The organism is Stenotrophomonas maltophilia group sp. SKK55, assembly GCF_057179845.1.
Genome location: NZ_JBXUHP010000013.1, coordinates 84,679 through 106,953 on the forward strand (window position 1 = coordinate 84,679; position 22,275 = coordinate 106,953).

The window sequence follows — 22,275 nt, forward strand, 5'->3', positions numbered from 1 at the left end:
CCCCGCTTTTCCCCGCGATTCACTCAGTCAAGAACTTCCGCAGTCGTCCAGCAAACGCACTGGGCGCGGGCACGTCGCTGCTGGACGAATCGACAGCGGCGGCCTTGATGCGCTCGGCAATGGCGAAGTGATCCAAGGTCGCTTCCAGGTTTGCGGCCCGTTCGTCTACGGCGATCAGCAGCCGTTCCAGGTCCTGCTGTGGGTCAGCATGGAACCAGTCGACGGTGAACTTCAGGGTCTGGCCAAACTGCTGCTCCAGGGGGGGCAACGCCAGGCTGCGCAACTGCATCAGCGCTCCACTGCGCGCAGCGTCACGCACCCACCACGACAGAAACTCCAGCGCCAGCAAGCCTGCCGGGCCGCCGTCCAGTTCAAACTCGATCCCAATCAGCACCTCATGCGACAGAGCACCTTCGCTACGCCGCAATACGGCCAGCGGTAGATCCGCGTAGGGCAACAGCGACAATTCGTCTACGGCCAGCTCCGACAAATCCTGCTTGGTCACAGAAGCGGTGCGCACGCCTGGAATGGACGAAACCGCATTGATCAGGCGTTGAACGCGCTCAACCATCGGACATGCGCCTTGAGTTGACTGGGTGCAAGACACTAACCGCTGCCCGCACAGGCATCAATCCGCTGCTCTTCGACGACTTCACACACTGTGGCGCTTGCCAGGCACGGATTCAGGCCGCGTTGACACCACAGAGACGCGCAGCGGCGACACTGCCCGCTGTCCCTTCACCGGAGCCGTGCCCATGCGCCCTACCCCCCTGTTGCTGCTGGCCAGCATCCTGCCGCTCGCGGCCTGCAGCCATGCCGATGCCAACGGCACCGCCGATACCGGCAGCCTGCCGGCCAAAGTCTCCGATGGCCCGCACGAATGCCGCCCCGAGGCGCTGGAAGCGTTCACCGGCAAAACCGCCGACGAAGCCACGATCAAGAAACTGGTGGCTGACAGCGGCGCGCGCGGTGCACGGGTAGTCAAACCCGGCATGGCGGTGACCATGGACTTCCGCCAGGACCGCGTGACCGTGCAGGTGGATGCGCAGAACCGCATCGAGCGCGCCAGCTGCGGTTGATGTTCCTTACCGATCCCGCTGGCACCGGGTATCCACCCGCGCCAGCGGGATAAGGTTCCAGCCACACTGCAAGGAGTGCTGTATGCCGAGGTCCCGCAACAGGAAACCGTATCGACGGTGGTTGGGCTGTCTGTTCGCCACTCTGCTGTGCGTGGCCCCCGCCCCCCCGCTGGCGGCACATGAGGGCCGGCCCCCATGGTCCGCCACCTGGTTCGCCGCCCAGCAGGACTACGGCGTTACCTTTCCGGACAACATCGTTCCCCCGCCCCCACCCGTCACCCTGGCCGACCAGACCGTACGCATGACCGTACGTCTTTCGCGCGGCGGAGAAACACTGCGCGTTCGCTTCTCCAACCGGTTCGGCAAGGCCCCGGTCACATTGGAGGACCTCCGTATTGCGCCAAGCATGGGCGCCGATGGTGTCGTCCTCCACAAGCAGCGCTCATTGCGTTTCAGTGGTGCAGCACGCTTGACGCTCGCCCCCGGCGAAGAGCGCTGGAGTGATCGGATCAACCTGCATGTGGCTGACCAGACGGAGCTGTCCGTCAGCCTGTACGTCATGGCACCGACGCCGGTGGTCACCACGCATTCGGTCGGCCTGCAGACCAACTACCGCGCGCCCGGCAACCAGGTCGGCGCGGCCCTGCTGCGCTCCGCCGACCCCATGCGGGCCTATTATTGGCTGGACGCCATTGACGTTGCCGGAAACCCGCCATCGGCGGTACCAGCAGCTGGCGGCAAGCCGGTGGTCATGGTCGCCTTCGGTGACTCGATCACCGATGGTGCCGGCTCTACAGTGGATCGCAATTTCCGCTGGCCCAACCTGCTCGATGACCGTGTCCGCAGTGCAGGCCTGCGCAAGGTCAGCGTGGTCAATGGCGGCATTGCCGGCAATCGCTGGCTGCATGATGGAGTCGGGCCAGCAGGCGTGTCGCGCTTCGGGCACGATGTGCTGGCGGTGTCCGGTGCCAGCCATGCCGTGCTGCTGCTGGGCATCAACGATATCGGCATCGGCCAGCTGCATCCGCCGCAGGCGGTGTCTGCAGCGCAGTTGATCGACGCCCTGCGCACGTCGGTGCAGCGAGCCCGGCAACGTGGGATCAGGGTGATGCTTGGAACGTTGCTGCCCTACGGAGGATCAGGCTACTTCGACGCCGCCGGAGAAACCAAGCGGCAAGCCGTGAACGATTGGATCAGGGCAGCACAGGGCGTCGATGGTGTCATCGACTTCGATCGCATCATGCGCGATCCACAGCGCCCGACCCATCTGCTTCCCAGCTATGACAGCGGGGATCATCTGCATCCCAGTGATGCCGGCTATGCAGCGATGGCGGACGCGTTCCCGATACGCTGGCTGCAGCACTGATTGCCCCAGGGTAGTGCCGGCCGCTGGCCGGCACCCCACATTGCCGGCCAGCGGCCGGCACTACCGATCAGAGTCGCTCGGCCTTGCCGCTGGCCAGTGCGCGCGCGATCACCTGCTGCGCCTGCTGCGACGCCTGGGCATGCACGCGTGCCTGGCGCTCGCCCAACGCTGACTGCTGGCTGCCCAGTGCCGCCTGGCGGCTGGCCAGTTCAGACTGCTGGCTGGCCAGGCGCTGCATGTCACGAGTGCGGCCGGACTGCGCGGCCTCGCTGCGGGCTTCCTGCATCGCACGGCGTGCCTCGGCGGCGGCCTCGCGTGCAGCCTCACGCGCAACGGCCACGTCGCTGGTTGCACCGCGCGCTGCCTTCGCCGCTTCCGCGGCGGCCTCACGGTTGATGTCGTGGGCGGCCATCGCATTGCGTGCAGCCTCGGCGGCAATCAGTGCGATGCGGCGCGACTCCTCGCCCTGCAGGCGGCTCATTTCACCCATCTGCCTGCCGAGTTCGCCCTGCTGGCGACCCAGCACGCTTTGCTGCCGGCCCAGTTCGCTCTGCTGGCGGCCCAGCTCTACGGCACCGCTGTAGGCACGCTGCAGGGTCTGGATCAGCATCGGGTCACGCACCACGTAGCGCTTGTCACCCTGGCGGAACCACAACGCCGGGCCCTTGCCGAGCTGCCTGCGGGCCACCGTCACGTCGTCCATGCCGCCGTTGGCGAAGGTCGAATCACCATCGACCAGAACGAAGGCCTCCCGGGGCGACCTGCCCAGGTCGAGGCGACCGTAGGTGGTGATGGAGGTGGCGGCCGACGTCGTGCCTTCATCGTCTTCGGCCATGCCCGTGGCATCGTCGACATCGGCCACATCGGCATCGTCGGGCCCGGTCGCGTCAGCGGGTTCGGCCGGCGCGGCCGGTGCTGCAGGCGCGGCCGGGGCCGCCGGCACGCCCGCGGCGGATGGCGGTGCGGCCGGAGCCTTGGGAGCCTTCGGCGGTGCTGGCGCCACGACCTTGGGTGCCGCCGGTGGCGCGGGCGGTGCCGGCGGCACCGGCGCTGCGACCAGTCGCATCGGCGCCACGCCCACCACCACCACCACAGCAGTCAGCGCCATCGCCAGGATGCGGGGGCAGGCCCGGCGCGGCTGCAGCGAGAGCAGGCGACGCTTGAGGCTGGTGGCATCGGGTGCGGCACTGGCCACGCCCAGGTGCGGCTGCGGTGCCACCCCCAGCTGCAGCAGCAGACGGCCATAGGCCTGGCGGCTGGCAGCGTGCTGGCCCACCACCGCTGCGTCCACCGCTTCTTCGCGCGCTTGTGCATATTCACGCACCGACAGGCGCAGCAGCGGATGGAAGAAGAACAGGTGCTGGGCCAGCGCAGGCAGCAGGCCCCACTGCAGGTCCCGCCGCTGCAGGTGCTGCAGTTCATGGGTCAGGGCCAGGTCCAGTGCGTCGCCCTGCAGGGCGTTGTCTCCAGCCGGCAACAGCAGCACCGGGCGGAACGGACCGACCAGCTGCGGTGCGTCCACCTGCGTGCTCATCCACAACCGCGGCGCAGGCCGCACGCCGTGTGCATCGGAAGCCAGCTGCAGGGCCTGCACCAACGCCTGGTCCTCGCAGGGATAGGCCGCTGCCAGCAGCGCGCGGCAGCGACGCCACTCACCAAAGGTACGCAGCGCCATCAGCAGCACCCCGGATGCCCACAGCGCGGCCAGTGCGACGGCCCACCACGCCACTGCCGGTGCGTCCGCTGCAGGCATCGGCATCGCGGCCAGCAACTGTGCCGAGGCCTCCGGGGCCAGCGGGTAGACGATGTCAGCGGCCACGTCGGTCGCGGTCGTCGCCACCGCCTGCGGGGCAGGCAGCCAGGCCAACTGCAACGGCTGGCTCCAGAACAGGCCGAGCACGGCCTGCAGCGAGACCAGCCACCACAGGCGGCAGCGGGTCGCCGCCGACAGCGACGGCAGCGCGCGGCACAGGCCGTACACCAGCGCCACCAGCAGCACGGTCTGCAGGCTGGTCCAGCCCAGGCGTTCCAGCATCGGGATCAGCATCGTGGTGTCCATGACTCAGCCCTCGTGGCGACGCGATTGGAGTTGGGCGACCAGCGCTTCCAGTTCGGCCAGCTCGTTGTCGCTGACCTTCTGCCGCTGCGACAGATAGGCCACGAACGGCGACACCGAGCCCTGCAGGGTGTTGTCGACGAACTGGGCCACGGCACCCTGCAGCACGCTCTGCGGGCCACGGGTGGCCTGGTAGCGGTAGACGCCGTCCTGCTGCCGGCGCTGAAGATACCCCTTCGCCCGCAGCCGCTCCATCATCGTCAGCACGGTGGAACGGGCCAGGCCACGGGCCTCGCCGTAGCCACTGGCGACCTCGCCAACACTGGCCGGCGCATGTTCATCGATGTACTGCAGCAGGGCCAGTTCCTGGTCCCCGATCGTCTTGCCACGCATGACACCACTCCCTTGACTACACGTGTCGTCAATGTCAGCTTGACGACAGCTGTAGTCAACCCCCCGGAAGTCATGGGCCGACGAACGGTAGGGCACCGACCACTTAAACCTTCGACGCGCTCTCTGCATCCGATTCGCAACGCCCGCTGGAATTCCGCATGTCCCGCCCAATGCTCCGAGTCCTGCTCATGCTCATCAGTGCACTGCCCTTCGCCGCCGTCTCTGCCAGCCAGGACCAGGCCAACGACCAGACCCGCCGCCTGATCCGCCAGATCATGCTGGAGCAGCGCATCCCCGGGCTGCAGATTGCGGTGGTCAAGGACGGGCAGATCGTGCTCTCCGAAGCCTACGGGCTGGCCAACGTGGAGAACGGTGTGCTTGCCTCGCGCGACACCCGCTTCCCGCTCAATTCGGCCACCAAGGCATTCACCGGCGTGGCTGCCGCACAGCTGGCACAACAGGGGCAACTGGATCTGGACGCGCCCGCCTCACGTTACCTGGATGATCTCCCGGCCACATGGAGGGAGGTGCGCGTGCGTCAGTTGCTGGCACACACCTCGGGACTGCCGGACATCCTCGATGCCAACGGCCTGCTGGGCGGGGGCTCCGAAGCGCAGGCATGGACGGCGGTCAGCGCGCGACCGCTCGAAGCGGCACCCGGTCAGCGCTTTGCCTACAACCAGACCAACTACGTGCTGCTGTCGCGGATCATCGCGCGGCAATCCGGCATGTCCTACGAACGCTTCATTGCCACCGGCCAGTTCAGTGATGCACGCATGGCCCGCACCACCTGCGGCGACAGCTACGACCTGATTCCGGATGCGGCGACGATGTACAGCCTGGCCCCGCGTGCCACCGACGCTGTAGACGCGCCGTCCCGCCTGTCGCATTGGTTCTACGACATACCGCCTTCGCTGTGGGCGGGTGGCGGCATCCTCACCACCGCCGACGACACCGCGCGCTGGCTGGTCACGCTGACCGAAGGCCGGCTGTTACCGGAGACGGCCCTGCGGCGGATGTGGAGCGCAGAGCGCCTGACGGATGGCCGCGCCGGACCCTGGGCCGGCGGATGGCCGGTGCTGCGCGCATCCCCCGACCTGCAGGTGGCCGGTATTGGCGGCGCGCGGTCGGCCTTCGTCATGTATCCCGACCGCGACGTCGCGGTGGTGGTGCTGACCAATCTGGTCGGCGCCAATCCACAGCAGTTCATTCCGCGCATTGCCGATCTCTATGCGCCTGCGGTGACCGTGCCCTGAGGCTGCCGGCCAGCGGCCGGCACTACCGTCGGCTCAACCCCGTGGCCCGCCCATCACCGGCAGGATCACCCCACTGATGTAACTGGCACAGGCCGGAGAGGCCAGGAACACATAGGCCGGCGACAGTTCCTCGGGCTGTGCGGGGCGGCCCATGTCGCTGTCCTTGCCGAACTCCGCCACGTCTTCGGCCTGCTTGTCGGCGGGGTTCAGCGGCGTCCATACCGGCCCCGGCGCCACGCAGTTCACGCGGATGCCGCGCGGCAGCAGCTGGCTGGCCAGCGCCTTGGTGAATGCATGGATCGCGCCCTTGGTGGCGGAATAGTCGATCAGCGCCTTGCTGCCGAAGATCCCCGTTTCCGAGCCGGTGTTGATGATGCTGGCGCCTTCGCCCAGATGCGGCAGTACCGCACGCGCCATCTGGATGTAACCGCCGATGTTGGTCTGCAGGGTTTCCTGCAGGTGCGCGTCTTCCAGGTCTTCTAGCCGCTCGCAGTGCAGCTGGAACGCGGCGTTGTTGACGAGGATGTCGATGCCGCCGAACGCCTTGGCCACCTGTTTGACGGCCTTGTTGCAGAAACGCGGATCGCGCACATCGCCGGCGATCACCACGCAGCGGCCGCCTTCGCGTTCCACGTGCTGGCGGGTGATGTCCGCGTCTTCGGCCTCGTCCAGGTGCAGTACCGCCACATCCGCACCTTCGCGCGCGAACAACACTGCCACCGCACGGCCAATGCCGGAGTCGCCACCGGTGACGATCGCACGCATGCCCTGCAGCTTGCCGCTGCCCGCGTAGTCGGGCGCAAGGAAACGGGGCGCCAGCTCCAGTTCGTGCTCGTGCCCGGGCTTGGCCAGCTGCTGCGCCGGCATCGCCTCCGGCTGCCGGCGTGCGCCGGCCTGGGTCGCGGTCTTCTTTGTTGCCTTCTTGGCCGCGCGGGCGTCCTTGGCCTTCTCCTGGTCCTGCAGGCGCCGCTGCCGTGCAGCGACGCGTGCCGCCCGTGGATCACTGGCGGCTGCCTTGCGGGTTGCGGTCTTCACCACGCGCGGGCGATCAGGGTCGGCGACCGCCTTGGTCGGGGTGCTGCCTTTACGCACTTTCGGCGATGCCTTACGGCGGGCGGGGGTCTTCCTGGTGGTGGCCATGCAGGTCTCCTCGGGAGGGAAAGGGGCTGCCGGCCAGCGGCCGGCACTACCGGGGGGCGGCCCATGCCGCTTCTGCAGTGTCTCCACCCACGCTGTTGGCGGCGGTGAGCGCGCCGTGTCCACGATGTGCACGGCATTCATTCCGCCACCACGTCTGACGTCGCACCCTGCACGCAATCAAACAAGGAGTGCCTCCATGAAACATGCCATCGCCACCGCCGCCGCCTGCTTTGCCCTTGCCGCCTGCAGCAGCACGCCGATGGCCCAGGTGCAGCCGATCGACGGCGTGATTTCCGGCCAGTGCCACAGCGACAGGGTGCGCGGCGCGGTGGGCCTGGCCGCCTCGGACGCCACCGTGGCCCGCGCACGCGTGGACAGCGACAGCCTGCACGTACGGGTACTGCGCCATGACGGTCCGCGGGTGCCGCCGGCCAGCGAAGGCGGCGACCGCCTGACCATCGAGAAGGGCCGGACCAACAACATCGTTGCGATCTACTGCGGCTGACGACTGCGACTGAGCCGCCGCGCCCGGCGCAGCACTTTCAGCGTGGCCTGCTCCCACTGCCGCGGGCCGCGCAGGCCGGCCAGCGAGGCCAGCTCACCGCGCTCCCAGCCGGCAAACACGCACGGGTCGATGTAGGCCTTGCGGCACACGGCCGGCGTGTTGCCCAGCCGTGCCGCCACTTGGCAGACCACTTCGCGCTGCGCCCTGGCCAGCGCGCGCTGGCTGGCCGGTTCCGGCAGTTCGGTGGCGGCCAATGCCTGTACCGCCGCCAGCGTGCCGCCCCAGGTGCGGAAGTCCTTGGCGGTGAAGTCCTCGCCCATCACCTCGCGCAGGTAGTCGTTCACCGCGCCGGAATCCACCGGCTGCAGCGCGCCTTCGTCGTCGCGGTACTGGAACAGCGCCTGCCCGGGCAGCTGCTGGATGCCGCGTACCAGCGTGCCCAGCCGCCGATCGCCCACCACCACCTCGTGCAACTGCCCGGATTTGCCCCGGAAGCGCATTCGCACGCGGCCGCCGCGCAGCAGGTCCAGGTGGCGGTTGCGCAGCGTTGTCAGCCCGTAGGATTTGTTTTCCTGTGCATAGCTTTCGTTGCCCACCCGCACCAGGGTGTCGGCCAGCAGGGCCACCACCACCGCAAGCACCTTGTCGCGCGGGAAGCCGGGCTGCTTCAGATCGCGCGACAGCCGCCGCCGCAGCGTGGGCAACGCCTCGCCAAAGGCGATGATGCGGTCGAACTTGCCGGCATCGCGCTCCTTCGCCCAATCGGCATGGTAGCGATACTGCTTGCGTCCACGCGCGTCGCGGCCGGTGGCCTGCAGGTGGCCATTGGCGTGGGCACAGATCCACACAGCGGTATACGCAGGTGGAATCGCCAGCGCACGGATGCGCTGCAGGGTGGCGGCATCGCGAACCGCGTGGCCATCGGCATCGCGGTAACTGAAGCCCTTGCCGGCGCGGCGCCGGCTGATGCCTGGCTGGGTGTCATCGACATAGCGCAGGCCGGCCGCGCGCGCGGCCTGTCGTTCGGGGGTAGAGGAGGTTGGCATGACCGCAGTGTCGCCGTCGCGATGCCGCGAACCTGTCGATAACAGAAGACAAACACGTGAGGGTCGGTTCGCCGCTATGCTCGGGCTTTCACAATCCCTTCCGGAGTCATGATGTCGTTCCCGATTCGCGCCCGTTCGCTCTCCGCCCTGCTGCTGCCTGCCGTGCTGGCCCTGACCGCCTGCCAGGCTCCGGCGCTGGATGAACAGGATTCGGCCACTGCCCATGCCCAGCAGGCGGCCGAAGCCGCCAAGGCGCCGGCCGACGAAACCGGCAAGGCCACCGAGGCACCGCCGGTCGGCACCTGCGATGCCAGCCAGGTGCAGAGCCTGGTCGGCCAGGCCTACGCCGACGCGCTGGGCAAGCAGGCGCAGGAAGATGCCGGTGCCCACCAGCTGCGCGTCATGAAGCCCAATGACGTCGCCACCATGGAGTTCCTCGGCGACCGCCTGAACATCGAAGTGGACGACAAGGGCCTGGTCAGCGGCGTGCGCTGCGGCTGAGTTCGACCGCGCGCCGGCACGGGGTTGCCGGCGCGTTCTGTTGCACCTGCAACCGTGTATTGCGGCGCTGCAGCAACCTGTGATCTAGTCGAGGCATCCGGTGGCCTCACGATGCGCTCCAGGGAATGAGCGGGGACGAGTGTCGCCGCCAACCCTATACGCATCGAGGTAGAGATGGCCCCCCGCAACCGCCAAGGGCTTTACGACCCGCGCTCCGAGCGCGATGCCTGTGGATTTGGCATGGTCGCCCAGCTCGACGATCAACCTTCGCGCCTGTTGGTTGATACCGCCATCGCCGCGCTTTCGCGCATGACCCACCGCGGCGGCGTCGCCGCCGATGGCCTGACCGGCGATGGCTGCGGCCTGCTGCTGCGCCGCCCCGATGCGTTCCTGAAACTGCTGGCCAGTGAAGCCGGCATCGCCGTCGCCGCACGCTTCGCTGCCGGCCTGGTGTTCCTGCCGCACGATGCCGAGGCTGCACACGCCTGCCGCACGCAGCTGCAGGCGCAGGTCGAAGCGGTCGGCTGCAAGGTCGCCGGCTGGCGCGAGGTACCCACCGACGACAGCGTCTGCGGCCAGCTGGCGCGCGACACCCTGCCACGCATCGAGCAGGTGTTCGTCGATGCCGGCGTCGGCCAGGATGATGCCGGCTTCGCGCTGGCGCTGTTCCTGGCCCGTCGCCGCAGCGAACAGCAGCTGCGCGACCATGCCGACTTCTACGTCACCACCCTCACCCCGGATGCGATCAGCTACAAGGGCATGGTGCTGCCGGACAAGCTCAGCCGCTTCTTCCCCGACCTGCAGCGCCGCGAACTGGCCTCCAGCGCGATCGTGTTCCACCAGCGCTTCTCCACCAACACGCTGCCGCGCTGGCCGCTGGCGCACCCGTTCCGGATGCTCGCCCACAACGGCGAGATCAACACCATCGAAGGCAACCGTCGCTGGGCGCAAGCGCGCAGCAAGGTGTGGAAGACGCCGCGCTTCGACATCGCCGAGTTCGATCCGGTGATCTCCATGCATGGTTCGGACTCGCAGAGCCTGGACAACATGCTGGAGCTGATGGTCGCCGGTGGCATGGAACTGATCCAGGCGCTGCGCATCCTGGTGCCGCCGGCCACCCAGTCGCTGGAGTTCAAGGATCCGGACCTGGCGGCCTTCTACGAGTTCCACGGCCTGAACAGCGAGCCGTGGGACGGCCCGGCCGGCATCGTCGCCTGCGACAGCCGCTACGCGGTGTGCACGCTGGACCGCAACGGCCTGCGCCCGGCGCGCTGGATGCTGACCGCCGACCGCCACTTCCTGGTCGCCTCCGAAGCCGGCGTGTGGGAAGTGCCGACCGAGCGCGTGGTGCGCAAGGGCAAGCTCGGCCCCGGCGAAATGGTGGCCATCGACCTCAAGCGCGGCGACCTGCTCGATTCGGATGCGGTGGACCGCATCAACCGCGGCCGCGCGCCGTACAAGCAGTGGCTGCAGCAGGGCGTGACCTACCTGCAGACCGAACTGATCGACCCGTCGCTGGTGGAAGAGCCGTTCGACGAAGCCACCCTGCGCAGCTACCACAAGCTCTACCAGCTCAGCAGCGAGGAAGTGGAACAGGTGCTGCGGCCGCTGGCCGAGACCGAGCAGGAAGCCACCGGCTCGATGGGCGACGACACACCGATGGCCGTGCTGAGCCAGCGCAGCCGTCCGCTGTACGACTATTTCCGCCAGGCCTTCGCGCAGGTCACCAACCCGCCGATCGATCCGCTGCGCGAAGACTGCGCGATGTCCCTGTCCACCCAGCTCGGCAAGGAGACCAACATCTTCCATGCCGGCCCGGAGACGGTGAACCACGTCATCCTCAACTCGCCGGTGCTGAGCCAGCGCAAGCTGCGCCAGCTGCTGAAGATGGACCAGTACGTGCAGGCCAACCGCCTGCTCGACCTGTCCTACAGCGAAGACGAGGGCCTGCGTGCCGGCATCGAGCGCATCTGTGCCGAGGCCGAGCAGGCCGCGCGCGAGGGCATGGTGATGCTGCTGCTGTCCGACCGCTACCCGGTGGCCGGTCGGCCGATGGTGCATGCCCTGCTGGCCACCAGCGCCATCCACCACCACCTCTCGCGGCTGGGGCTGCGCTGTGACGTCAATCTGATCGTCGAAACCGGCACCGCGCGCGACCCGCACCACATGGCCTGCCTGCTCGGCTTCGGTGCCACCGCGGTGTATCCGTACCTGGCCTACCAGACCCTGTTCGACCTGGGCCGACGCGGCATCCTCAAGCTCAGCAAGGGCGGCGAGCAGTCGCAGATCGGCCGCCGCTACCGCAAGGGCATCTACAAGGGCCTGTCGAAGATCATCTCGAAGATGGGCATCTGTACGGTGGCCAGCTATCGCGGCGCGCAGCTGTTCGAAATCATCGGCCTGGAACCCGAGGTTGTGGACATGTGCTTCCCGGACACCGCCTCGCGCATCGGCGGCGCCGGCTTCGCACGCCTGGATGCCGACGCGCGCGAGCTGTGCGCGCAGGCCTGGGATGCGCAGCAGGGCGTGGACGTGGGCGGCCTGCTGAAGTACGTGCACGGCGGCGAGTACCACATGTACAACCCCGACGTGGTCACCACCCTGCAGCGCGCCGCGCGCAGCGGTGACGCGCGTGCGTGGCAGCAGTACTGCGATGCGGTGCACGCGCGCCCGCCCTCGGCGCTGCGCGACCTGCTGGAACTGGTGCCGGCCGCAATCCCGGTGCCGCTGGACGAGGTCGCCCCGGCCAGCGCCCTGTTCCCGCGCTTCGATACCGCAGCGATCAGCCTCGGCGCCCTGTCGCCGGAAGCGCACGAGGCACTGGCCATCGCCATGAACCGCCTCGGCGGCCGCAGCAATTCCGGCGAAGGCGGCGAAGATCCCGCACGCTATGGCACCGCGAAGCGCAGCAAGATCAAGCAGGTGGCCTCGGGCCGCTTCGGCGTCACCGCCGAATACCTGGTCAATGCCGAAGTGCTGCAGATCAAGGTCGCGCAGGGCGCCAAGCCCGGCGAGGGCGGCCAGCTTCCGGGGCACAAGGTCAACGAGCTGATCGCACGCCTGCGCTATGCGCGTCCGGGCATCGGCCTGATCTCGCCGCCACCGCACCACGACATCTATTCGATCGAAGACCTGGCGCAGCTGATCTACGACCTCAAGCAGGTCAACCCGACCGCGCTGGTGTCGGTGAAGCTGGTCAGCCATGCCGGCGTCGGCACGATTGCCGCAGGCGTGGTCAAGGCCGGTGCGGACCTGATCACCATCTCCGGCCATGACGGCGGCACCGGTGCGTCGCCGGTCAGCTCGATCCGCTATGCCGGCGTGCCGTGGGAACTGGGCGTGGCCGAAGCGCATCAGGCGCTGCTGGCCAACGACCTGCGCGGGCGCACCCTGCTGCAGACCGATGGCGGCCTGAAGACCGGCCTGGATGTGGTCAAGGCCGCGCTGCTGGGAGCGGACAGCTTCGGCTTCGGCACCGCGCCGATGATCGTGCTGGGCTGCAAGTACCTGCGCATCTGCCACCTCAACAACTGCGCCACCGGCGTGGCCACCCAGGACGAGCGCCTGCGCGAGAACCACTTCACCGGCCAGCCCGAACGCGTGGAGAACTTCTTCCGCCTGCTGGCCGAAGAAGTGCGCGGCTGGCTGTCGTACCTGGGCGCGCGTTCGCTGGAAGAGATCGTCGGCCGCACCGACCTGCTGCGGCAGATCGAGGCCGCGCCCCGTGATGGCGTGCGCGTGGACCTGTCGCGGCTGCTGGCCGACAGCCGCTACGAGGGCAGCCACTGTGCCGCCCAGCGCCTGTACGAATCGCCGGACAGCCTGGCCACGCAGATGGATGGCCTGCTGGCCCCGGCCATCGAGCACAAACGCGGCGGCGAACACCGCTTCCTGATCCACAACACCGACCGCAGCATCGGCACGCGCCTGGCCGGCGCGGTGGCACGCGCGCACGGCAACCAGGGCATGGCCGAGGCGCCGCTGGAACTGCGCTTCCGCGGCAGCGCCGGGCAGAGCTTTGGCGCGTTCAACGTCGGTGGCCTGCACCTGGAAGTGGAAGGCGAAGCCAACGACTACGTCGGCAAGGGCATGGCCGGCGGCCGGCTGGTGGTGCGTCCGCCGCGTGGCGCCCGCTTCGAGGCTCGCAGCACCGCCATCATCGGCAACACCTGCCTGTATGGCGCTACCGGTGGCGAGTTGTTCGCCGCCGGTCGTGCCGGCGAACGCTTCGCGGTGCGCAATTCCGGCGCGCTGGCGGTGGTGGAAGGTGCCGGTGACCACTGCTGCGAGTACATGACCGACGGCGTGGTGCTGGTGCTGGGCAAGGTCGGGCTGAACTTCGGCGCCGGCTTCACCGGTGGCCTGGCTTACGTGCTGGACGTGGACCGCGATTTCGTCGACCGCTACAACCACGAGCTGATCGACATCCATCGCGTCTCCGCCGAAGGCTTCGAGAACTACCGTCAGCACCTGCACCGCCTGATCGGCCGCCACCGCGAGCTGACCGGCAGCATCTGGGCGCAGCAGATCCTGGACGAGTTCCGCGATTACATCGGCAAGTTCTGGCTGGTCAAACCGAAGGCCGCCAGCATCGAGTCGCTGACCGAAACCCTGCGACGCGCCGCCTGACGGTAGTGCCGGCCGCTGGCCGGCAACCCAGGATCACGTAGTGCCGGCCGCTGGCCTGCATCCGGAAAACACCACAGAGTCCGCCATGAGCCGCAAGCACGCCTTCCAGTTCCTCGACCTGCCCCGCACCATGCCGCAGCGCATCCCGGTGGAACTGCGCACGTCCGGCGACTGGGGCGAGCTGTACGGCAAGTTCGGCAAGGAAGACGCCCAGTACCAGGCGGGCCGCTGCCTGGACTGCGGCAACCCGTACTGCAGCTGGAAGTGCCCGGTGCACAACGCCATTCCGCAGTGGCTGCAGCTGGTGCAGGAAAACCGCATCCACGAGGCCGCCACGCTGTGCCACAGCACCAATCCGCTGCCGGAAGTGTGCGGCCGGGTCTGCCCGCAGGATCGGCTGTGCGAAGGCAGCTGCACGCTGGAGGAATTCGGCGCGGTCACCATCGGCGCGGTGGAGAAGTACATCGTCGATACCGCACTGGCCAGTGGCTGGCGCCCGGACCTGGGCGCGGTGCAGCCGACCGGCCACAGTGTGGCGGTGATTGGTGCCGGCCCGGCCGGGCTGGCCTGTGCCGACCGCCTGGCACGCGCCGGCATTGCCGCCGTGGTCTACGACCGCTACGAGCAGATCGGTGGCCTGCTGCAGTTCGGCATTCCCAGCTTCAAGCTGGACAAGGACGTGATCCATCGCCGCCGTGAAGTACTGGAAGGCATGGGCGTGCAGTTCCGCCTCGGCGTGGAGATCGGCCGTGACCTCAGCGTGCAGCAGTTGCTGGAGACCCACGATGCGGTGTTCGTCGGCACCGGCGCCTACCGCTATACCGATGGTGGCCTGGTCGGCCAGGACCTGAAGGGCGTGCTGCCGGCGCTGCCGTTCCTGGTGCAGAACAGCCGCATCGTTGGCGGCGATGACCCGAAGGGCCGGCCGATCGCCGGCTGGGAAGACACCATCGCCCTGCCCGACCTCAACGGCAAGCGTGTGGTGGTTCTGGGCGGTGGCGATACCGGCATGGACTGCGTGCGCAGCGCGGTGCGGCTGGGCGCGGCCAAGGTCACCTGCGCCTATCGCCGCGACGAAGCCAACATGCCCGGCAGCGCGCGCGAAGTCGCCAATGCACGCGAGGAAGGAGTGCGCTTCCTGTTCAACCGGCAGCCGCTGTCGATCGAAGCCGGCGCCGACGACGAGGTGATCGGCGTGACCGTGGTCGAGACCCGGCTGGGCGAGCCCGATGCCAATGGCCGCCAGAACGCGGTGCCGATCGAAGGCAGTGAGTCGCTGCTGGAGGCAGACGTGGTGATCATCGCCTTCGGCTTCTCGCCGAGCGTGCCGGCGTGGCTGGCGGAACTGGGGGTGGAAGGCCAGCCCAATGGCCGCATCCTCGCCGGTGGCAAGGACCGCCTGCCGTTCCAGACCGCGCATCCACGCCTGTTCGCCGGTGGCGACGCGGTGCGTGGTGCCGATCTCGTGGTAACCGCGGTGGCCGAAGGCCGCGACGCCGCTGCGAGCATCGTCCGCCTACTGGCGCACTGAGTCCGGCAACAGCAGCACTTCCAGCAGCGCGCGCAGTTCGTGCGCCTCCACTGGCTTGGCCAGGAAGTGGTCGATGCCCGCTTCACGGCAGGCCTCGCGCGTGCGTTCCAGCACGCTGGCGGTCAACGCAATGATCGGCACCGGAGCACGGGCAGCGTGGGTATCGCGACGGATCGCGCGCGCCAGCGCGAAGCCATCCATGTGCGGCATGTGGCAGTCGGTGATCACCAGGTCGAACGGCTGCCCCTGCCAGGCCTCCCAGGCCTGCAGGCCGTCGCCGCAGGCGTGCACCTGCAGTCCCAGCTCGCACAGGCGTTGTGCCAGCAACTGCAGGTTGGTCGGATGATCCTCGGCCACCAGCACCCGCGCCGGCGGCAGCGCCCGCGGCGCAGCCCTCGCGGGCACTGGTGCGTCCCTGGCTGCCACAGAGGCCGCCAGATCCAGATCCAGCCCTACCGTGGTGCCCTTGCCCTGCACGCTGCGCAGGTGCAGCTGCCCGCCCATCGATGCCGCCAGCTCCCGGCAGATCGACAGCCCCAGGCCACTGCCGCCGAAACGGCGCGTGGTCGAGGTCTCGGCTTGTTCATAGGCGGCGAACACCGCCTGCTGGCGCTCCACGCTGATGCCCACGCCCGTGTCGGTCACCTGCAGGCGCAGTCGCTGGCCGCCGTCGCGCTGCTGCAGCACGCGGACCTGCAACACCACGCTTCCCTGCAGGGTGAACTTGAGCGCATTGCCGGCCAGGTTGAACAGGACCTGCCGCAGGCGCAGCCCGTCAGCCAGCGACCAGGGCTGCAACGTCGGGTCGATCTCGCTGCACAGGTGCAGCCCGCGGCTGGCCGCGACGGGCATCAACAGCTGCTGCACCGCGTGCACCAGCGCCGCCAGATCGGTCGGACGCAGCTGCAGGGGCGCCGGCTGCAGGCGCTGGCTGTGCAGCACATCGTCGAGGATCTGCCGCAGCATCTGCGCTGCGTCACCGACGGTGGTCAGCACCTGCCGCTGGCCCGCATCCAGGTCCGTGCCAGCCAGCCGCTCCAGCATGCCCAGCAAGGTGCTCATCGGCGTGCGGATCTCGTGGCTCATGGTCGCCAGGAAATGGCCCTTGGCCAGCGCCGCCTGCTCGGCCGCGCGGCGCGCCTCGGCCAACGCCGTTGCGCGCGCCTGGGCTTCGCTGACGTCCATCCAGTAGCCGCTCCACTCCACGCTGCTGTCATCGCACGGCAACGGTCGTCCCTGTGATCGGACCCAGCGCCAGCCCTGCGCCGACCGGGTGCGGAAGGTAACGTCGATCGGACCGCGTACGAGCGCGGCCGCTTCGATGCTCGCCATCACCCGGCTGCGGTCACCGGCATGCACGGCCGCCAGCAGCTGCAGATGGTCGATCCGCTCAGTCTCCACGGCTACGCCGAACAGTGCCTGCACGTCGCCGGCGATCTGCGCCAGGCTGTAGTGGCCGGTTGCCGAACGGCGCGCCTGGTAGACCACCGCCGGCAGGTTCGCGGTGACTTCATGCAAGCGCTGCTCCAGCACCCGGCGACGCACGCTCTCGCGATGCACGCGCCAGTAGCCGAAGGCATGCAGCAGTATGAGCGCGAGCAGGATCAGCGACACCGGCACCAGCCAGCGCAGTGCCGAACCGGCGGGCCGCGCACGTGGCAGTTCCGGCAGCCAGGCACTGCGAACCGACGCCCGACGTGCATCGCCCTCCCGCTGCAGCTCCCGGTCGAAGGCAGCGACCACCGCGGCACAGGCCGGTACGGCGGCCAGCACCAGTGCATCGCCGAAGCCCGCGGGTGCTGCGATCACCAGAGGGTCACCCGGCACGGCGCGAAGCGCGGCTTCGACTTCAGCGAGATTGGCCACCACGGCATCGACCAGCCCGGCGCGCAGCAGTGACAGCGCGTGGTCCAGCGGCGCCGGTGCCAGCAGCTGCGCACCTGGGGCCTGTTCGGCCAGCAGTGCCTCCAGCGGCAACCGGTCCGGGCTGGCCACGCTGCGGCCACGCAGTCCCTCCAACCCCAGCACTGGCGCTGCACCCTCGCGCCGCACGATCACCTGTGGCACTTCCAGGTAGGGGCTGCTGGCCACCCAGCCGGTCGGCAGCTGTGCGCGCGGCCAGCCCAGCAGCACCTGGGTGCCAGCCGGCAGCGGGTCATCGGTGAGCACCGCTGCGGGCAATGGCTGCGCATGCTGCACTGCCTGCGGGCCCAGCAGCGGCAGGTAATCCGCAGCCAACCCCGCAAGGTCGCCCTGCGCGTTGTATGACAGCGGCGGCCGATCGGAACGCCATGCCACCTGCAGTGGACTCGCACAGCCGGACGCAGCAGCGATGCCGGGCAGCAACAGCGATGCCATGACAGCGGCGACGGCGCGGCGGCCGGCGACATTCACGGTAGACATCCTCATTTCGCGGGCAGGAACCACGGCCGCGCAGCGGTACCGCTGCCAGCCACGCTAGCGAGGCGCGCTTCCGCGACAATGAGAAAAATTGGAAAAACATCCCTATCGGCGAATGCCGACATACACTGCCGCTTCTACCCGTCCCTACGGAGCGCTCGATGCGTATCGGCCTGGCCGCCAACCGTCTCCATCACCACGATGCGCGCGCCGCGCTGTTCCGCTGGCTGCGTGCCAGCGAGGCCGGGCTGCGTGAACTGGGGGTATCGCTGCACGCGGTCGGGCGCACCCACGATGCGATCGAACGGCAGGGCTTCCTGGCCGGCTACGGCGGCCTGCACCGGTATCCCTACGGACGCGAGGGTGGCCTGATGAAACTGGTGGCCGAAGTGGTTGGCATGGGGCCGGAGCGCACCCTGGACGGCGCGATCTACCTGATCGACCCGGTCGATCCTTCCTCGGTGTTTCCGGAGGCAACCGCGCTCAAGCGGCAGTGCGTGATCCACGGCAAGCCGTTCATTTCAACCGTGGCCACTGCGCGTGACTGGATCGAGGTGGAACGCGTCCACGCCGGGCTGGCCGCTGATGCCGGTGCCGACGATCTGCATGCCTTCCAGCACCAGACGCTGGCGCTGATCGCGCACGACGCGATGAAGCCGGCAATGCTGGCCTTCGCTGACGAGCACTTCGATGTGCTGGCACGGTTCGGCGAGCGCGTGGCGACCGGCACCACCGGCCAGCGCTTGAACGAACTGGCCTGGAGCCGCGGCTGGCCCAGCGATACGCCGTGGGTGACGCGCTACCAGAGTGGCCCGATGGGCGGCGATGCGCAGATTGCCGACCGTGTGCTGGAGGGGCGCTGCCAGCGCGCGATCTTCTTCGAGGACCCGCATGTGGCACGCCAGCACGAGGCCGATATCCAGCTGCTGGAGCGCGCGGTGACAACGGTGACCGACCAGGCGGTGTGCATCACCGCGCCGCGGGTGGCGGCGCGGTGGGCGACCGCGGCGGCATTGCGGGCGGGGTGAGGGTTTCGGCCAACGGCTGCGCCCCCTCGCGGTGGGCCGTTCAAATCAGAAGCCGTGCTCGGCCGGGCGGGGTGGATTGCGCAGGGGTCGCTGCAAGTACGTCCTTGTAAGCTCGGTCGCCGCATCCATGCGGCTCACGCCCCTGCGCAACCCACCCCGCCCGGCCACGGACAGTTTCCTGTGTGCCCATCACGGAAGAAAGAAGGAAGAGCAGGAGCGGGTCGCGCGCTGCGCGCGCTTTTGTAGAGCCGAGCCGATGCTCGGCTGCATTCAACGGCAGCCGAGCGTGGGCTCGGCTCTACAGTTACAGCAGCTGGCGGAGCATGGCTTTCAAGCGGCGCCCTTCCAGCTGGAAGTAGTCGCGCTGCTCGCGCCACGCGGGGAAACGTTGTTCGACTTCATGCCAGAACGCGGGCGAATGATTCGGCTGGATCAGGTGGCAGAGTTCGTGCACCAGCACGTACTCGAACGCTTCCGGACGACCGAGCACCAGGGCCAGGTCCAGGGCCATGCTGCCATCGGGGGCCAGCGAGCCCCACTGCGAGGACATCATCTTCAGGCGCAGGCGGCTGGGGGCGCGCGGCAGGGTGGGCAGGTACTTCGGCAGCCAGCGGCCGACGTCGGCGCGGGTCTGCGCTTCATAGAACTCGCGCAGCAGGCGGCGCAGCGTGGCGTCACCACCACGGGTCGGCCACTGCACGCAGGCACCGTGCGCGTCGATCTCCAGCCGCGCGTAGCGGCCTTCCTGCCAGCGCAGCGGCAACAGTTCACCGCGCAATGGCAGCACGCCGTCTTCGCCGGGCTGCAGCGGTGCCGGCAGGCCCTGGCCCTGGTACTGCCGCAGTTGCAGCGCCAGCCAGTCGCGGTGCTGTTCCAGGAAGCGTTCGCCCATCACCAGGCTTGCGCGCGGGGGTAACGTCAACCGCGCGCCACGCTCGTCCACGCTCAGCTTGATGCGCCGCGCGCGCGGATCGCGCACGCGCAGCACCTCGATCTCGGCATCCTCCAGGCGCAGGCGAACGGTGTCGCGCTGTACGGTGGCGGGCGGGGTCGGAGTGATCAGGCGGCGCAGCAGACGGCTCATGCGCCCAGCATAGCGCTGCTTCGGGCCGCCGGATGACCGGCGACCGTCGGGCTGCCTGTTCAGTCAGCCTTGCTGAGCTTGAACGCTTCTTCCAGCAACAGGAACAGGCGGCGGATCTCGGCGCTCTGCAGGGCGAAGCGGGCATCGAACTCGGCACGGCGGCCGTCTTCGTCGGCATGCTCCAGCTGGTCCAGGGCGCCGTCGAGGAACTTCAGCTTGCGCACGATCAGGTCGTCGCCGATCACGAACGACAGGTTGTCCTCGAAGATCAGCGCCAGCTTGGTCACCTGCTTGCCGGCGTCCAGGTGCTTGTCGATCTCGTCGCAGCGCAGTTCCTGGTGCTGGCACTTGACCACCGCGCCGCCTTCGACTGGATCCTTCATCTCGCACTCTTCGCCCAGGCTCAGCCCGGTCGGCAGCGGCTCGCCGGCGATCCAGCCGGTCAGGATCGAGCGCGGCGCGACTTCGGCGTTCAGCGGCATCGCCGGGAAGCTGCCGAGCAGCCCGCGGATGTCGGACATGAAGTATTCGCCGGTCTTGCGGCTGGAGGTATCCACCGCCACGTAGCCGTGCTGCAGGTCGATGAAGGCATCGTTGCGCGAAGACTTCACGAAGGCGCGCGGCAGCAGTTCATGCAGCAGGTCGTCCTTCATGCGCTTGCGCTCGCGGCCACCCGGGCGCCGCCCTTCCTTCTCCTCGATCTCCTCCAGCTTGCGCTCGAGCAGGTCGTTGACCACCGCCGCCGGCAGGATCTTGTCCTCGCCACCCACGGTCAGCCACAGGTGTTCGGCGATGCGGTGGGACAGCAGTTCCTTCTCCTCGCGGCCGAACGGCGAAATGAAGCCGCGCGAATTCATTTCCAGCGCGCCGACAGGCTTGAGCACGGCGTGCGGCAGTAGGGTATCGACTTCGGAAAAATCGGTGGTGGTCGGGAAACGGAAGAACGTCAGGTTGCGAAAGAACATGGAATTCCGGATGGCGAAGAGGAAGGGCGACCGACCTTAAACGGTGGGCGTCTCGGGATCTGCGTCGGCGTCGGCCGGGGAGCCGGCCAGCCAGGCATGGGCGTCGGGCAGCGGCGTGTCGTCGCGACGGCCCAGCGCCATGAAGTCGAACAGGGTGGTGTCAGCCAGCTGCGAGGGCCGGACTTCACCCATGGCGCGCGCGATCTGCTCGATGCGGCCCGGATGGTCCTTTTCCCACTGCTTGAGCATCAGGCCGACCTGGCGGCGCTGCAGGTTCTCCTGGCTGCCGCACAGGTTGCAGGGAATGATCGGGAACTGGCGTGCCTGCGCGTAGTCGACGATGTCGCGCTCGCGCACGTAGGCCAGCGGCCGGATCACCACGTGCCTGCCGTCGTCGCTGCGCAGCTTCGGCGGCATGCCCGCCAGCTTGGCGTGGTGGAACAGGTTCATGAAGAACGTGGCCACCATGTCGTCGCGGTGGTGGCCCAGCGCGATCTTGGTGAAACCATGGGTCTCGGCGTAGTTGTACAGCGCGCCACGACGCAGGCGCGAGCACAGCGAACACATCGTCTTGCCCTCCGGGATGACCCGGCTGACCACCGAATAGGTGTCCTGCTCGATGATGTGGTACGGCACGCCCAGCCCGGCCAGGTACTCCGGCAGGATGTGCTCGGGGAAGCCCGGCTGCTTCTGGTCCAGGTTCACCGCCACCAGCTCGAACGGCACCGGCGCCTTCTTCTGCAGCTGCAGCAGCACGTCCAGCAGGGTGTAACTGTCCTTGCCGCCGGACAGGCAGACCATGACCTTGTCGCCGGCCTCGATCATGCCGAAGTCGGCAATCGCCTCGCCGACCTGGCGGCGCAGGCGCTTGGCCAGCTTGTGCTGCTCGCGCTCGGCCACGCGTGGATCGCGGGCGGCGCGCGGCTGGGGATCGGGAAGGGAAATCACGGCACTCATGGGTTCCATTCTAACGGCTCGGAGCCGCCCCGGCCGGGGGTCGGGTTTCCCCTCTCCCGGCAGTCATCAACGCTGTGTATGCTCGGAGGCTGTGGATACCTACAGCCCCGCCGAGATCGTCGAGCACCTCGCCGCCCTGCGCGCCGAGCACCGCCTGCTGGATGAACAGATCACCCGCATGGCGGCCAACGGCGAGGACGAACTGGAAGCCAAGCGCCTGAAGCGGCGCAAGCTGCAGTTGAAGGACTGCATCGCCAGGCTGGAAAGCCTGCAGATTCCCGACGAGCCGGCCTAAAGACCGTCCTGGTGGGTGCCAACCTTGGTTGGCACGGCTGGAAG

General features: G+C 68.4%; 18 protein-coding genes. 9 read left to right on the forward strand and 9 right to left on the reverse strand.

Annotated elements, in window-relative coordinates; genetic code table 11:
- Positions 1–19 precede the first annotated feature (19 nt).
- On the reverse strand, positions 20–571 hold the full coding sequence (locus AC2A1N_RS07900; protein WP_242890397.1) for a hypothetical protein: 552 nt from the start codon (positions 569–571) through the stop codon (positions 20–22).
- A gap of 184 nt (positions 572–755) precedes the next feature.
- Between AC2A1N_RS07900 and AC2A1N_RS07905 the strand changes: the two genes are divergently transcribed.
- Positions 756–1,079 (forward strand): I78 family peptidase inhibitor, encoded by a 324-nt coding sequence (locus AC2A1N_RS07905; protein ID WP_154350010.1) that lies wholly within the window; start codon positions 756–758, stop codon positions 1,077–1,079.
- Positions 1,042–2,445 carry an SGNH/GDSL hydrolase family protein gene (locus AC2A1N_RS07910; protein WP_154350009.1) on the forward strand — a complete coding sequence of 468 codons (1,404 nt, stop codon included), beginning with the start codon at positions 1,042–1,044 and terminating at the stop codon, positions 2,443–2,445. Before AC2A1N_RS07905 ends, AC2A1N_RS07910 begins: the two co-directional genes overlap by 38 nt.
- 67 nt (positions 2,446–2,512) lie before the next feature.
- Here AC2A1N_RS07910 and AC2A1N_RS07915 read toward each other — a convergent pair whose 3' ends face one another.
- Together AC2A1N_RS07915 and AC2A1N_RS07920 are read right to left on the reverse strand one after the other, a co-directional pair.
- Positions 2,513–4,504: a M56 family metallopeptidase gene (locus AC2A1N_RS07915; protein WP_154350008.1), complete on the reverse strand. Its 1,992-nt coding sequence runs from the start codon at positions 4,502–4,504 to the stop codon at positions 2,513–2,515.
- Positions 4,505–4,507: 3 nt separating this feature from the next.
- Positions 4,508–4,894 carry a BlaI/MecI/CopY family transcriptional regulator gene (locus tag AC2A1N_RS07920; protein ID WP_072167402.1) on the reverse strand — a complete coding sequence of 129 codons (387 nt, stop codon included), beginning with the start codon at positions 4,892–4,894 and terminating at the stop codon, positions 4,508–4,510.
- Between the two features lie 188 nt (positions 4,895–5,082).
- Here AC2A1N_RS07920 and AC2A1N_RS07925 point away from each other — a divergent pair, with 188 nt between their 5' ends.
- Positions 5,083–6,150, forward strand: a complete 1,068-nt coding sequence (locus tag AC2A1N_RS07925; RefSeq protein WP_484371951.1) for a serine hydrolase domain-containing protein — start codon at positions 5,083–5,085, stop codon at positions 6,148–6,150.
- A gap of 33 nt (positions 6,151–6,183) precedes the next feature.
- On the opposite strand, the gene AC2A1N_RS07930 is transcribed toward AC2A1N_RS07925, so the two are convergent.
- Positions 6,184–7,290 carry an SDR family oxidoreductase gene (locus AC2A1N_RS07930; protein ID WP_061479916.1) on the reverse strand — a complete coding sequence of 369 codons (1,107 nt, stop codon included), beginning with the start codon at positions 7,288–7,290 and terminating at the stop codon, positions 6,184–6,186.
- Between the two features lie 196 nt (positions 7,291–7,486).
- On the opposite strand from AC2A1N_RS07930, the gene AC2A1N_RS07935 reads away from it, so the two are divergent.
- Positions 7,487–7,795 (forward strand): hypothetical protein, encoded by a 309-nt coding sequence (locus tag AC2A1N_RS07935; RefSeq protein ID WP_005421049.1) that lies wholly within the window; start codon positions 7,487–7,489, stop codon positions 7,793–7,795.
- On the opposite strand, the gene AC2A1N_RS07940 is transcribed toward AC2A1N_RS07935, so the two are convergent.
- Positions 7,783–8,841 carry a DNA topoisomerase IB gene (locus AC2A1N_RS07940; protein ID WP_061479917.1) on the reverse strand — a complete coding sequence of 353 codons (1,059 nt, stop codon included), beginning with the start codon at positions 8,839–8,841 and terminating at the stop codon, positions 7,783–7,785. The genes AC2A1N_RS07935 and AC2A1N_RS07940 overlap by 13 nt on opposite strands.
- Before the next feature lie 111 nt (positions 8,842–8,952).
- On the opposite strand from AC2A1N_RS07940, the gene AC2A1N_RS07945 reads away from it, so the two are divergent.
- The 3 genes from AC2A1N_RS07945 (at position 8,953) to AC2A1N_RS07955 (ending at position 15,502) form a co-directional block, all read left to right on the forward strand.
- Entirely contained in the window at positions 8,953–9,342 is a 390-nt protein-coding gene (locus tag AC2A1N_RS07945; protein ID WP_032954733.1) for an I78 family peptidase inhibitor, read from the forward strand.
- A gap of 174 nt (positions 9,343–9,516) precedes the next feature.
- A complete protein-coding gene (gltB, locus tag AC2A1N_RS07950) occupies positions 9,517–13,971 on the forward strand; it encodes a glutamate synthase large subunit (RefSeq protein WP_242890390.1) in 4,455 nt (1,484 codons plus the stop codon).
- An 85-nt stretch (positions 13,972–14,056) separates the two neighbouring features.
- Positions 14,057–15,502 carry an FAD-dependent oxidoreductase gene (locus AC2A1N_RS07955; RefSeq protein ID WP_061479919.1) on the forward strand — a complete coding sequence of 482 codons (1,446 nt, stop codon included), beginning with the start codon at positions 14,057–14,059 and terminating at the stop codon, positions 15,500–15,502.
- Here the strand turns inward: AC2A1N_RS07955 and AC2A1N_RS07960 are convergent.
- Positions 15,488–17,896: an ATP-binding protein gene (locus AC2A1N_RS07960; protein ID WP_061479920.1), complete on the reverse strand. Its 2,409-nt coding sequence runs from the start codon at positions 17,894–17,896 to the stop codon at positions 15,488–15,490. The two genes, AC2A1N_RS07955 and AC2A1N_RS07960, sit on opposite strands and share 15 nt — an antisense overlap.
- A 167-nt stretch (positions 17,897–18,063) precedes the next feature.
- Here AC2A1N_RS07960 and AC2A1N_RS07965 point away from each other — a divergent pair, with 167 nt between their 5' ends.
- On the forward strand, positions 18,064–18,930 hold the full coding sequence (locus tag AC2A1N_RS07965) for a methylglyoxal synthase (RefSeq protein ID WP_061479921.1): 867 nt from the start codon (positions 18,064–18,066) through the stop codon (positions 18,928–18,930).
- Positions 18,931–19,234: 304 nt separating this feature from the next.
- Here the strand turns inward: AC2A1N_RS07965 and AC2A1N_RS07970 are convergent, their stop codons facing one another.
- Genes AC2A1N_RS07970 through ttcA form a run of 3 tightly spaced genes read right to left on the reverse strand, consistent with a single transcriptional unit; the run spans position 19,235 to position 21,936 of the window.
- A complete protein-coding gene (locus AC2A1N_RS07970; RefSeq protein ID WP_242890387.1) occupies positions 19,235–20,014 on the reverse strand; it encodes a M48 family metallopeptidase in 780 nt (259 codons plus the stop codon).
- A 59-nt stretch (positions 20,015–20,073) separates the two neighbouring features.
- Positions 20,074–20,979, reverse strand: coding sequence for a recombination-associated protein RdgC (locus AC2A1N_RS07975; RefSeq protein WP_005421064.1), 906 nt, complete (start codon positions 20,977–20,979; stop codon positions 20,074–20,076).
- Between the two features lie 36 nt (positions 20,980–21,015).
- The gene (gene ttcA / locus AC2A1N_RS07980; protein ID WP_172412120.1) at positions 21,016–21,936 is read right to left on the reverse strand and encodes a tRNA 2-thiocytidine(32) synthetase TtcA; all 921 of its coding nucleotides are present in this window, start codon (positions 21,934–21,936) and stop codon (positions 21,016–21,018) included.
- Between the two features lie 91 nt (positions 21,937–22,027).
- Between ttcA and AC2A1N_RS07985 the strand changes: the two genes are divergently transcribed.
- A complete protein-coding gene (locus AC2A1N_RS07985) occupies positions 22,028–22,231 on the forward strand; it encodes a YdcH family protein (RefSeq protein WP_005421068.1) in 204 nt (67 codons plus the stop codon).
- Positions 22,232–22,275 lie beyond the last annotated feature (44 nt).

Bases quoted from the DNA above. Each gene is read 5' to 3' on its own strand.
- AC2A1N_RS07900 (WP_242890397.1), bottom strand. From the start codon at position 571: ATGGTTGAGCGCGTTCAACGCCTGATCAATGCGGTTTCGTCCATTCCA.
- AC2A1N_RS07905 (WP_154350010.1), top strand. From the start codon at position 756: ATGCGCCCTACCCCCCTGTTGCTGCTGGCCAGCATCCTGCCGCTCGCG.
- AC2A1N_RS07910 (WP_154350009.1), top strand. From the start codon at position 1,042: ATGCGCAGAACCGCATCGAGCGCGCCAGCTGCGGTTGATGTTCCTTAC.
- AC2A1N_RS07915 (WP_154350008.1), bottom strand. From the start codon at position 4,504: ATGGACACCACGATGCTGATCCCGATGCTGGAACGCCTGGGCTGGACC.
- AC2A1N_RS07920 (WP_072167402.1), bottom strand. From the start codon at position 4,894: ATGCGTGGCAAGACGATCGGGGACCAGGAACTGGCCCTGCTGCAGTAC.
- AC2A1N_RS07925 (WP_484371951.1), top strand. From the start codon at position 5,083: ATGCTCATCAGTGCACTGCCCTTCGCCGCCGTCTCTGCCAGCCAGGAC.
- AC2A1N_RS07930 (WP_061479916.1), bottom strand. From the start codon at position 7,290: ATGGCCACCACCAGGAAGACCCCCGCCCGCCGTAAGGCATCGCCGAAA.
- AC2A1N_RS07935 (WP_005421049.1), top strand. From the start codon at position 7,487: ATGAAACATGCCATCGCCACCGCCGCCGCCTGCTTTGCCCTTGCCGCC.
- AC2A1N_RS07940 (WP_061479917.1), bottom strand. From the start codon at position 8,841: ATGCCAACCTCCTCTACCCCCGAACGACAGGCCGCGCGCGCGGCCGGC.
- AC2A1N_RS07945 (WP_032954733.1), top strand. From the start codon at position 8,953: ATGTCGTTCCCGATTCGCGCCCGTTCGCTCTCCGCCCTGCTGCTGCCT.
- gltB (WP_242890390.1), top strand. From the start codon at position 9,517: ATGGCCCCCCGCAACCGCCAAGGGCTTTACGACCCGCGCTCCGAGCGC.
- AC2A1N_RS07955 (WP_061479919.1), top strand. From the start codon at position 14,057: ATGAGCCGCAAGCACGCCTTCCAGTTCCTCGACCTGCCCCGCACCATG.
- AC2A1N_RS07965 (WP_061479921.1), top strand. From the start codon at position 18,064: ATGCGTATCGGCCTGGCCGCCAACCGTCTCCATCACCACGATGCGCGC.
- AC2A1N_RS07970 (WP_242890387.1), bottom strand. From the start codon at position 20,014: ATGAGCCGTCTGCTGCGCCGCCTGATCACTCCGACCCCGCCCGCCACC.
- AC2A1N_RS07975 (WP_005421064.1), bottom strand. From the start codon at position 20,979: ATGTTCTTTCGCAACCTGACGTTCTTCCGTTTCCCGACCACCACCGAT.
- ttcA (WP_172412120.1), bottom strand. From the start codon at position 21,936: ATGAGTGCCGTGATTTCCCTTCCCGATCCCCAGCCGCGCGCCGCCCGC.